Genomic DNA, 10,673 nt, shown 5'->3' on the forward strand with positions numbered 1-10,673 from the left:
GCGATGCTGCCGTTCATCTGGAACATCATCAAGAGCTGGCGCTACGGCGAGATCGTCACTGTCGACGATCCGTGGGGTGCGGGTAACTCCCTGGAGTGGGCCACCTCTTGCCCGCCGCCGCGCCACAACTTCGTGACGCTGCCCCGCATCCGCTCCGAGCGCCCCGCGTTCGAGCTGCACTACCCGCACATGAGTGAGCGCATGCGCGCCGAGGCCCACGTGGGCGGCCGGAAGAAGTCCCAGGACCCGGACGCCGTCAAGGACGTGGCCCAGCGCGGGACCTCTCCGCAGAAGGGTTGACCACCCGCCCGTACTCACCCACGGGCACAGGTCCCGGGAACCCCGTCGGCTGGCTCGTCCACCGGCGGGGTTCCCGTCTGTCGGCCCACCGCACCACCCAGCAGCCGCCCACCACGATTCACTCGTCAGGAGCACACGTGAGCACCTCCGGCACCCCGGCCCTCCTCACCGTCACAGGGCCCGACCGGCCCGGAGTCACCGCGCGGGTCATGTCCGTCCTCGCCGCGCACGACGCCGACCTCGTCGATGTCGAACAGGTCGTCGTCAACGGGCATCTGTCCCTGGGGCTGATGGTCCGGGTCGACCGTGACGCCGACGTCGTCGCGGTCGTCCGCGAGCTCACCGAGCAGGTCCACGACCTCGGGATGAACCTCGAGGTGCAGTTCGACGACATAGCGCCCGCGGCCCCGCCGTCGACCCACGCGGTGGTGATCCTGGGGAGCCCGGTCACCGCGTCGGCGTTCTCCGCGGTCTCCGGCGCGCTGGCCTCGATCGGCGCGAACATCGACATCATCCGCGGCATCGCCGACTACCCCGTCACCGGCATCGAACTCCACGTGTCGACCGCGCGTCGCGACGCGGCCGACGACGCGCGGCTGCGAGAGACGCTCGCCCCCCTCTCCGACGCGCACGGGGTGGACATCTCCGTCGACGGGGCGGGCCTGAGCCGTCGCTCCAAGCGGCTCGTGGTCTTCGACGTCGACTCCACGCTCGTGCAGGGCGAGGTCATCGAGATGCTCGCAGCGCATGCCGGCAAGGAGGAGGAGGTCCGCGCCGTCACCGAACGGGCCATGCGCGGTGAGCTCGACTTCGCCCAGTCGCTGCACGAGCGGGTCGCCACGCTCGCCGGGCTGCCGGCCACCGTCCTCGACGAGGTCGCCGCGAGCATCGTCCTCACACCCGGCGCCCGCACCACGATCCGGACCCTCAAGAGGCTGGGGATCCGCTGCGGCGTGGTCTCCGGGGGCTTCATCCAGGTCATCTCGGGCCTCGTCGAGGAACTGGGTCTGGACTTCGCGAAGGCCAATACGCTCGAGATAGTCGACGGTCATCTCACCGGCCGGGTGATCGGGGAGGTCGTCGACCGCGAGGCGAAGGCGGAGTACCTCCGCGCGTTCGCCGACGAACTCGGCATCGCGCTCAGCCAGACCGTTGCCGTCGGGGACGGTGCCAACGACATCGACATGCTCACGACCGCGGGGCTCGGCATCGCGTTCTGCGCCAAGCCCGCTCTCCGCGAGGTCGCGGATGCGTCGCTGTCCAAGCCGTTCCTCGACACGGTGCTGTTCGTCCTCGGGATCACCCGCGACGAGATCGAGGCCGCGGACACCGCGGCGGGGACGTACCGACGCGTGCCGCTCACGTGACCGGCGCGTCTGACACGCCTGACGGGCCTGACGGGGCTGCCGCTGTCGACGGGCAGACGGCGGGGGCAGCCGGCGGGGTGGTCGGCGGGCTGGCGTCCGGCGCGGCGCTCGACTGGTGCCACGAACGGTTGCGGGCGGGGTCGCGCGGCGCGGAGGACCCCGAGGACCGCTCGACGGTGCGGTCGATGCCCATCGTGCTGCACCTGCCCAAGAACGAACCCCCGGCCCGTACCCCGCTGTTGGAGGCGGTGGCCGGCGCGGTCGCCGCTGTCTGCCTTGACGAGCGCGTGGCCCCGGGCGGGCCGTGGCACGAGCCCTATGCCGACTGGCTGGACGCCCGTATGCGCAAGATCGCGCGGCGTGCGCGGGGTGCACCGTGGCGGGCCGCCCTCGACGTTCCCGGGGTGACCCACGAGGTGGACGGGTGTGCGGCGCGCGCGTGCGTCCCCGGCCCGGTGGACGAGGTCGACCCGCGGTTGGCGAAACTGCAGATCGGCGGGACCGACCTGGCCCGCGATGAGCCGCCGGCGCCGCCCGTGGGCACTCCGGTGGTGTGGATCGACGGGGCGCTAGAGATGTCCGTCGGCAAGGCCGCCGCCCAGGTCGGCCACGGCGTCATGCTGCTCATCGCGGAGATGGGCAGGGCCCGCCTCGACCGCTGGATCGCGCAGGGACGCCCGGTGGCAGTACGGGAGGCCGACCGATCCCGCTGGCGCTCGTTGTCCGAGGCGGTCGCCGCGGGCACGCCGGGCGTCGCCGCGGTGGTGGACGCCGGCTACACCGAGGTGGCCCCCGGATCGCTGACGGTGATCGCGGTCGACCGCTGACGGCGGCGCACTGACGGCGTCGCGCTGAGGGCGGCGCGTGCGATGTCCGGCGGTCGCCCGCCGATGTCTCAGGCGTTCCGGAGGCGCTCCAGCGCGCCGATCACCACGTCGCGGTCGGTGGTCTGCCAGAACGGGGGCAGTGAGGCGCGCAGGTACCCGCCGTACCGGGCGGTGACCAGGCGGGAGTCGAGCACGGCCACCACGCCGCGGTCCTCGGTGCGTCGGAGCAGTCGGCCGACGCCCTGGGCGAGCAGGAGGGCGGCGTGGTTACCGGCGACGGCGAGGAATCCGTTCCCCCCGCGGGCCCCGACCGCACGCTGTCGCGCGGAGAGCAGTGGATCGTCCGGCCGGGGGAACGGGATGCGGTCGATCACGACGAGGGACAGGGTCCGCCCGGGGACGTCGACGCCCTGCCACAGCGAGAGGGTCCCCACGAGGGTCGTCTCCTCGTCCTCGGCGAACTGCGCGACGAGGTTGGCCGTCGAGTCCTCGCCCTGACACAGCACCGGGGTGTCCAGGCGCTCGCGTAGGAGCTCGGCCGCGGCCCTGGCCGCGCGCATCGAGGAGAAGAGGCCGAGCGTGCGGCCGCCGGCGGCGGTGATGAGGTCCACCAGCTCGTCCTCGGCGGCCGGCGAGGTCCCGTCCCGACCGGGCGCGGGCAGGTGCGAGGCCACGTAGAGGATGCCGTTGCGGCGGTAGTCGAACGGTGAGCCCGCGTCGAGGCCGGTCCAGCGCAGGGAGCTCGCGTCGTCGTCGGACGGCGGCTCGAGCGCGACGGCGCTCGCGGTGTCCGGGCGCGCGGACGACGCCGGCGGCAGGCCCCAGGTGGCGGCGAGTCCGTCGAACCTCCCCCCGGTGGTGAGCGTCGCGGAGGTGAGGATGACGGTCGACTCGGCGAACAAACGGGCGCGCAGCAGCCCGGCGACCGAGAGGGGCGCCACCCGCAGGATCCGGCCGCGACGCTCCTCGACGCTCATCCACACGATCTCGACGCGCTCGGTGACCGGCTTCTCGTAGGAGGACAGCATCCGGTCGGCCGCGTCGGCGATCTCGTCGAGCGCGGCGAGGGTCTTCTGCCGGTCGGAGGCCCCCTGCGGGTCGTTGGCGACCTCCCCGGGCTTGGGGCCAGGCACGGCGCTGCGGCAGTTCTCGGCGGTGTGGCGCACGGCGGCCAGGGCGAGGTCGGCTCCCTCGGGCAGGAGGTCCCAGCGCCCCTCGGGGCAGATCTCGAGCAGGGTCGCCAGGCCCTCGCCGGCGGCGACCATGCGGTCCGCGGTCTGCTGATCCACGAGCTTGGCCGCACGGCGCGCGGCCTGGATGACAGCGGCGCCGGTGAGCTCCGCGGTGGTCACTCCCGTGACCCGGTCCGCCAGCTCGTGGGCCTCGTCGATCACCACGGCGTCGTGCTCGGGCAGGACCGACACGTCCGTCATCGCGTCGATCGCGAGCAGGGCGTGGTTGGTCACCACGACATCCGCCTGGCCGGCCTTCTGGCGTGCCAGCTCCGCGAAGCACTCGGTGAACTCGGGGCAGACCTGCCCGAGGCACTCCCGGCTCGTCACCGAGACCTGCCGCCACGCCGCGTCGGAGACGCCGCGGGGGAGGTCGTCGCGGTCACCGGTGTCGGTCTCCTGGGCCCAGTCGTGGAGCCGCGCGATCTCGCGTGCGAGCCAGGAGCTGGGTCCGGTGTCGCGCGTGGAGGCCTGGCGGGGGGTGCGCGCGGCGGTGGGCTCGCCGCCGATCGGGAGGTCGAACAGCTCCTCGGTCTCGATCTCCTCCGGGTCGGCCTCGTCGACCGGCCCGGTGCTCACCCGGTGCAGGCACAGGTAGTTGCCGCGGCCCTTGAGGATCGCGTGGGACGGGCTCACACCCAGCTCGGGGCGGAGTGCGGCGGCCAGGCGGGGCAGATCCCGGTCGACCAGTTGGTTCTGCAGAGCGATGGTCGCCGTGGAGACCACCACGGTGCCGCCGGTGGCGACCGCGTGGCGGAGGGAGGGCACCAGGTAGGCGAGGGACTTTCCGGTGCCGGTGCCGGCCTGGACGGCGAGGTGCTCGCCGGTGGACAACGCGTTGCCGACGGCTTCCGCCATCGCGAGCTGCCCCGTCCGCTCGCTGCCACCCAGGCTCTCGACCGCGGTGGCGAGCAGCTCGGAGACGGAGGGGAGCGAGTCGGTCACGCGGCTACCCTAGCGGCCCGCCCGGACACCGGGTCAGGCGCCGGGCAGCGCCCCCGGCGGCACGACCCGCACGGGGATCGCGGGGTCGCCCTCGCTCAGGGCGAGCCCCTCCCACGGCAGCGAGACCATGACCGACGCGTGGTGGGCGCGCGACTCCTCCAGGGTCGGCAGGCCGGGCACGGTCTCCCCGCCCCGGATCAGCGGGAGCATGAGCTCGCGCTTCTCCAGCCCGTTCTCCTCGGGGGCCTCCGCGGAGAACGGCAGGAGCACCTCCTCGACCGCGGTGCCGGTGCGCCGGTGGAGGCGGATCGCGCGCTTGGCCCCGGGGAGGGACTCCTTGTGCGCGGACCGCTTGGCCACCGGGATCCCGTCGACCTCGACGAGCTTGTAGACCATCCCGGCGGTGGGGGCGCCCGAGCCGGTGACGAGCTTGGTCCCGACCCCGTAGACGTCGACGGGTTCGGCGCGCAGCGCGGCGATCGCGTACTCGTCGAGGTCGCCGGAGACGACGATCCGGGTGTTGTAGGCGCCCAGCGAGTCGAGCTGGTCGCGGACCTGGCGGGCGAGGACGCCCAGGTCCCCGGAGTCGATGCGGACGCCGCCGAGCTCGGGCCCGGCCACCTCGATCGCGGTCTCGACCCCGGCCGTGATGTCGTAGGTGTCCACGAGGAGCGTGGTGCCGACGCCGAGCGCGCGGACCTGGGACCGGAACGCCGCCGCCTCGTCGGGTCCGTCGGGGCCGGTGTGCAGCAGGGTGAACGAGTGGGCCGAGGTTCCTGCCGACGGCACCCCGTGGCGTCGGGTCGCCTCGACGTTGGAGGTGGCGTCGAAGCCGGTGAGGTAGGCGACGCGGGCCGCGGCCACCGCGGCCTCCTCGTGGGTGCGGCGCGAGCCCATCTCGATGATGGGCCGACCATCCGCGGCCCAGTTCATCCGCGCGGCGGCGGAGGCGATCGCGCTGTCGTGGTTGAGCACCGACAGCACGAGCGTCTCCAGTACGACGCACTCGGCGAAGCCGCCCCGGATGCTCAGGACGGGGGAGCCGGGGAAGAACAGCTCGCCCTCCGGATAGCCGTCGACGTCGCCGGTGAAGCGGAAGGCCCGCAGCCAGTCCGTGGTCCGCTCGTCGAGCGAGTCGGCCAGGGCGTCGATCGCCTCGTCGTCGAACCGGAAGTCGGCCAGCCGCTCGAGGAGGCGTCCGGTGCCGCCGACCACGCCGTAGCGGCGGCCGGCGGGCAGGCGCCGGGCGAACACCTCGAACACGCACGGCCGGTCGGCCGTGCCGTCCGCGAGGGCCGCCTGGATCATGGTGAGCTCGTATTTGTCCGTGAGCAGGGCGGTGGACGGTCGCCCGGAGCCGGGCGTGGCAGGGGAGGTGGTCGTCGAGGTCACGGGGCCGACTCTACGGCGTGGCCGACCCGCCGCGAATCCGTATCCTGGGAACCATGCACCCTGTGACGACACCGCTTGCGGCCGTCAGGAGCACCGCCCCGGTGATGGCGATGCCGTCGGCCGCGCCCGTGGAGACCACGGACGCGGACCTCGACGGCGGGGTGGACAATCCCTGGTTGACCGTCGTGTGGGACGACCCGGTGAACCTCATGAGCTACGTGACGTTCGTGTTCCAGCGGGTGTTCGGTTACAGCCGCGAGAAGGCGCACGAGTTGATGCTCAAGGTCCACAACGACGGCCGGGCGGTGGTCTCGTCCGGTAGCCGCGACAAGGTGGAGAACGACGTCCGCAAGCTGCAGGAGGCCGGGTTGTGGGCCACGATGCAGCGGGAGGCGTGAGCCGGTGAAGGCCTGGCAGCGGAAGTCGTCCCTGGGCGGGACGCGCATCAAGTCCGTCATGGAGAGCCACGAGGTGCAGATCCTGCACGCGCTGGTGTCGAACATCGTGGACATGCTCGAGCAGCGTCGTGACTCGGCGCCGCGGGACGAGTTGGCGGAGATCACGGGTATGCGCAGCGGGCACTCCCGGCTCCCGGCCGAGGCTCCGCTCGCGCGGTTGCTGCCGGATTTCCACCGGCCGGAGGCGGCCGATCGCCGGGACGGGTCCGAGGCCGACCGGGCGGCCGTCGCGCGCGCCCACAACGCGGGTATGCGCATGATCCACGAGCCGGCCATCATCGACGCGAAGCTCGACTGCGCGGGCGTGGTCCTGCGCTCGTTGCCCTCGCGCGGCGGCACCGTGTCGCTCACCCTCGACCAGGCGGGGGCGTGGATGCGCTGCCTCAACGACGTGCGCCTGGGCCTGGGGGCCGTCCTGCTCGAGGCCGGCTCGACGGACGGGACACCCGCCACCGACATCCCCGAGTACGTGCCGGACGACGATCCCCGGTCGGCCCAGCTGGACGTGTACCACTGGCTGACCTTCATGCAGGACTCCCTGTGCACCGCCCTGGACGGGCAGTGAGGAGAACACCGTGAACCGTGACCCGAGATCGCCCTGGCCGGGCGCCGGAGCGGCCCGGCCGGCGGACCCGGGTCCGCGGCGGTGGCCGGCCCTGGTCCTGTTGTGGTCGTTCGTCGCCCTGATGTGGGTGGTGGAGGCCGCGGACCGGGTCATCGTGGAGCTCGTCGGCCCCCGGCAGACGCTCGACGACTACGGTGTGCAGCCGCTGTCGACAGACGGGCTGCTCGGCATCGTGTTCCAACCGCTGTTGCACGGCGACTGGGCGCACCTCATCGGCAACTCGATCGCCCTGCTCGTGCTGGGCTCGATCATCGCCCTGTCGGGAATCCGGCCGCTGCTCAGCGTCACGCTGATCTCGTGGCTGGCCTCGGGCGTGGTGTCCTGGCTGCTCGGCGGCGCGGGCACCGTCCACATCGGGGCGTCCGGCATCGTGTTCGGCTACATCTTCTACGTCATCGTCCGCGGCTTCTTCTCCCGGCGGATCCTGCACCTGGTGATCGGCCTGGTCATCGGCTTCTACTACGGACTCGAGGCGTTGGCGGGCCTGTCGCCGATGCTCGACGGCGTGTCGTGGCAGGGCCACCTGGGCGGCGCGGTCGGCGGCGTGGCGTCGGCGTACGGCCTCAGACGCGACCGTGACCGCGACCGCGGGGCACGTCACCTCACCGCAGGCCGGGCGGGGCGTCCCGCCGGACCGCGGAGGTGACGCGCCCCGATCCGCGGGCCCCCATCGGCGTGTTCGACTCGGGCGCCGGGGGGCTGACGGTCGCCCGGGCGATCGTGGACCAGCTCCCCGACGAGTCGGTGGTCTACGTCGGGGACACCGCCCACGGGCCGTACGGTCCGCTGTCCCTGGCGCAGGTCCGCGCGCACGCCCTGGCGGTGGCGGACCAGCTCGTCGACCGCGGCGTCAAGGCCCTGGTGATCGCGTGCAACACCGCGTCGGCGGCGATGCTGCGGGACGCGCGCGAGCGCTACCCGGTGCCGGTGGTCGAGGTCATCCAGCCGGCGGCGCGGCGCGCGGTGGCCACCACGCGCTCGGGTCGGATCGGGGTCATCGCGACCCGCGCGACGGTGGCGTCGCGGGCGTACGACGACGCGGTGGCGGCGGCCGCCGGGATCGAGCTGACGTCGGTGGCGTGCCCCAAGTTCGTGGAGTTCGTCGAGCGCGGCATCACCAGCGGCCGTCAGGTGCTCGGGTTGGCGGAGGCCTATCTCGCCCCGATCCGGGACGCCGACGTCGACACCCTGGTGTTGGGCTGCACGCACTACCCGTTGCTGTCAGGGGTGGTGCAGCTCGCGGCGGGCGATCACGTCACGTTGGTCTCGAGCGCGGAGGAGACGGCCAAGGACGTGCTGCGGGTGCTCACGGCGGAGGATCTGCTGCGGCCGCACGATCCGGCGGACCCGCCGACGCGCGAGTACCTCGTCACGGGCGACCCGGACGCGTTCCGGCGGGTGGCGTCGCGGTTCCTGGGCCCGGGGCTGGTGGCGGTGGGCCGGACGGCCGCCCGGTGAGGCGCTGTCACGCGCGGGGCGCGTGCGGCCGCGATCACCACGACACGCGGTGCGGCGTGGCACGATGGTGCCCATGTTTCTGACTGTCCTCGGCTGCTCGGGAAGTATCGGCGGACCCACGTCGCCGGCGTCCGGGTACCTCGTGGAGGTCGACGGTCTGGCGCCCGTGGTGGTCGACATGGGGCCCGGGGTGCTCGGCGCGTTGCAGCGGCACGTCGCGCCCGAGGACGCGACGATCCTTCTGTCGCATCTGCACGCGGATCACTGCCTCGACGTGCCGAGCCTGTTGGTGCTGCGGCGTTTCGGCCCCGGCGCGCGGGGCGCGGGTCGCGTGCCGCTGGTGGGGCCGTCGGGGACGGCCTACCGGATCGGGGTGGCGTCGGCGGAGGAGCCGGGAGCGGTCGACGACCTGTCGGACACGTTCGACGTGTCGACGTGGGACGTCACGCCCGAGGTGGCGATGAGGGGCGACGACGACGAGGTGGCCCTGCACGTGCGGGCCGAGCGGGTGGAGCATCCGCCGGAGTCGTACGGGCTCCGCCTGGAGTCCGGTGACGGGAGGGTGTTGGCGTACAGCGGCGACACCGCGTACTGCGATGCCCTGGTCGAGCTCGCGGTCGGCGCGGATGTCCTGCTGTGTGAGGCGTCGTGGACGCATGAGGAGGGGCGCCCGCCCGGCATCCACATGTCGGGCTCCGAGGCGGGGTTGACCGCCCGGCGGGCCGGGGTGGGCCGGCTGGTGCTCACCCACATCCCGCCGTGGACCGACCACGAGGCGGTCCGGGCCGAGGCGGCCGCCGAGTTCGACGGCGAGATCCTGCTCGCGGAGCCGGATCTGCGGATCACCGTCTAGGGGGGCGCCCGCTAGGATCGGCGGTCGTGACCTCTTCGAACTTCCACAGGGCAGACGGACGCGGCGTCGACGAGCTGCGCGACGTGACCATCACGCGGGGCTTCACCTCGCATCCGGCGGGGTCGGTGCTCGTGACCTTCGGGCAGACCCGCGTCATGTGCACGGCCAGCGTCACCGAGGGCGTGCCGCGCTGGCGTAAGGGATCGGGGCTGGGCTGGCTGACGGCAGAGTACGCGATGCTGCCGGCGGCGACCCACGAGCGGTCGGGCCGCGAGTCCGTGCGCGGCAAGGTCGGTGGCCGCACCCACGAGATCAGCCGGCTCGTCGGCCGCTCGCTGCGCGCGTGCATCGACCTGTCCGCTCTGGGGGAGAACACCATCGCGCTGGACTGCGACGTGCTCCAGGCCGACGGCGGTACGCGCACGGCGGCGATCACCGGCGCGTACGTGGCGCTGGCCGACGCGATCACGTGGCTGCAGTCCTCCGGCGCGGTGACGGGCAACCCGCTCACCGGGGCGGTCGCCGCGGTGAGCGTCGGCGTGGTCGACGGACACGTGCTGTGCGACCTGCCGTACGAGGAGGACTCGCGCGCCGAGGTGGACATGAATGTGGTGTGCACGGACGGCGGCAAGCTCATCGAGGTCCAGGGCACGGCCGAGGGCGCCGCGTTCGGCCGCGACGTGCTGGACGCGATGCTCGACTCGGCGCAGGCCGGCTGTGAGCGACTGTTCGCGCTGCAGCGCGAGGCGCTCGCCGCGCCGTACCCGGGCGAGCTGCCCAGCCCGCCCGCGGCGCGGAACCGGGGGCGGTAGCCGTGGCCGTCCGTCTGCTGGTCGCCAGCCGCAACGCCAAGAAGCTGGCCGAGCTGCGCCGGGTGCTCGAGTCCGAGGGGGTCGTCGGCATCGAGCCGGTGGGGCTGGACGAGGTGCCGGAGTTCCCGGAGGAGCCCGAGACCGGCGCCACGTTCGCCGAGAACGCCCTGATCAAGGCGCGCGCCGGGGCGCTGGCGACCGGGCTGCCGTGCCTGGCGGACGACTCGGGCCTGGCCGTGGACGCGCTCAACGGGATGCCGGGCGTGCTCTCGGCGCGCTGGGCCGGCCGTCACGGCGACGACGCCGCGAACAACGCCCTGCTGCTCGCCCAGCTGTCGGACGTCCCGGACGAGCGGCGGGGCGCGGCGTTCGTCTCGGCGTGCGCGCTGGTCGGGCCGGGCGTG

11 protein-coding genes and 1 pseudogene are annotated in these 10,673 nt (G+C 73.3%); 10 read left to right on the top strand and 2 right to left on the bottom strand.

All coding sequences use genetic code 11. The features are described from left to right. The 3 genes and pseudogenes from HMPREF3086_RS09700 to HMPREF3086_RS09710 form a co-directional block, all read left to right on the top strand. Nucleotides 1-300, top strand: a pseudogene (locus HMPREF3086_RS09700) (cytochrome ubiquinol oxidase subunit I); the annotation flags it as partial. A 137-nt stretch (nt 301-437) separates the two neighbouring features. Continuing rightward, on the top strand, nt 438-1,667 hold the full coding sequence (serB, locus tag HMPREF3086_RS09705) for a phosphoserine phosphatase SerB (protein WP_210401856.1): 1,230 nt from the start codon (nt 438-440) through the stop codon (nt 1,665-1,667). Nucleotides 1,668-1,744: 77 nt separating this feature from the next. Continuing rightward, a complete protein-coding gene (locus HMPREF3086_RS09710; protein WP_070721580.1) occupies nt 1,745-2,494 on the top strand; it encodes an aminoacyl-tRNA hydrolase in 750 nt (249 codons plus the stop codon). Nucleotides 2,495-2,562: 68 nt separating this feature from the next. Here the strand turns inward: HMPREF3086_RS09710 and HMPREF3086_RS09715 are convergent, their stop codons facing one another. Continuing rightward, on the bottom strand, nt 2,563-4,671 hold the full coding sequence (locus tag HMPREF3086_RS09715; RefSeq protein ID WP_070721583.1) for an ATP-dependent DNA helicase: 2,109 nt from the start codon (nt 4,669-4,671) through the stop codon (nt 2,563-2,565). A gap of 33 nt (nt 4,672-4,704) precedes the next feature. Further along, the gene (locus tag HMPREF3086_RS09720; protein ID WP_070721585.1) at nt 4,705-6,063 is read right to left on the bottom strand and encodes a nicotinate phosphoribosyltransferase; all 1,359 of its coding nucleotides are present in this window, start codon (nt 6,061-6,063) and stop codon (nt 4,705-4,707) included. A gap of 104 nt (nt 6,064-6,167) precedes the next feature. On the opposite strand from HMPREF3086_RS09720, the gene clpS reads away from it, so the two are divergent. From clpS to HMPREF3086_RS09755, 7 genes are all read left to right on the top strand, one after another. Then, nucleotides 6,168-6,461 (top strand): ATP-dependent Clp protease adapter ClpS, encoded by a 294-nt coding sequence (gene clpS, locus HMPREF3086_RS09725; protein ID WP_007627772.1) that lies wholly within the window; start codon nt 6,168-6,170, stop codon nt 6,459-6,461. Between the two features lie 4 nt (nt 6,462-6,465). Continuing rightward, on the top strand, nt 6,466-7,086 hold the full coding sequence (locus HMPREF3086_RS09730; protein ID WP_070721586.1) for a DUF2017 domain-containing protein: 621 nt from the start codon (nt 6,466-6,468) through the stop codon (nt 7,084-7,086). A 10-nt stretch (nt 7,087-7,096) separates the two neighbouring features. Further along, entirely contained in the window at nt 7,097-7,792 is a 696-nt protein-coding gene (locus HMPREF3086_RS09735) for a rhomboid family intramembrane serine protease (RefSeq protein WP_007627770.1), read from the top strand. Then, complete coding sequence (murI, locus tag HMPREF3086_RS09740; protein ID WP_070721588.1) at nt 7,789-8,604, top strand: glutamate racemase; 816 nt, start codon at nt 7,789-7,791, stop codon at nt 8,602-8,604. The genes HMPREF3086_RS09735 and murI overlap by 4 nt, the downstream gene beginning before the upstream one ends. Nucleotides 8,605-8,677: 73 nt before the next feature. After that, nucleotides 8,678-9,457 carry an MBL fold metallo-hydrolase gene (locus HMPREF3086_RS09745; RefSeq protein ID WP_070721593.1) on the top strand — a complete coding sequence of 260 codons (780 nt, stop codon included), beginning with the start codon at nt 8,678-8,680 and terminating at the stop codon, nt 9,455-9,457. A 26-nt stretch (nt 9,458-9,483) separates the two neighbouring features. After that, complete coding sequence (gene rph, locus HMPREF3086_RS09750) at nt 9,484-10,269, top strand: ribonuclease PH (RefSeq protein ID WP_007627767.1); 786 nt, start codon at nt 9,484-9,486, stop codon at nt 10,267-10,269. 2 nt (nt 10,270-10,271) lie between these two features. Then, a partial coding sequence (locus HMPREF3086_RS09755) for a non-canonical purine NTP pyrophosphatase (RefSeq protein ID WP_305790933.1) occupies nt 10,272-10,673 on the top strand: 402 nt, incomplete at its 3' end.

It is taken from the genome of Dietzia sp. HMSC21D01 (genome assembly GCF_001815995.1).
In the GTDB taxonomy this organism is placed as follows: Bacteria; Actinomycetota; Actinomycetes; order Mycobacteriales; family Mycobacteriaceae; genus Dietzia; species Dietzia cinnamea.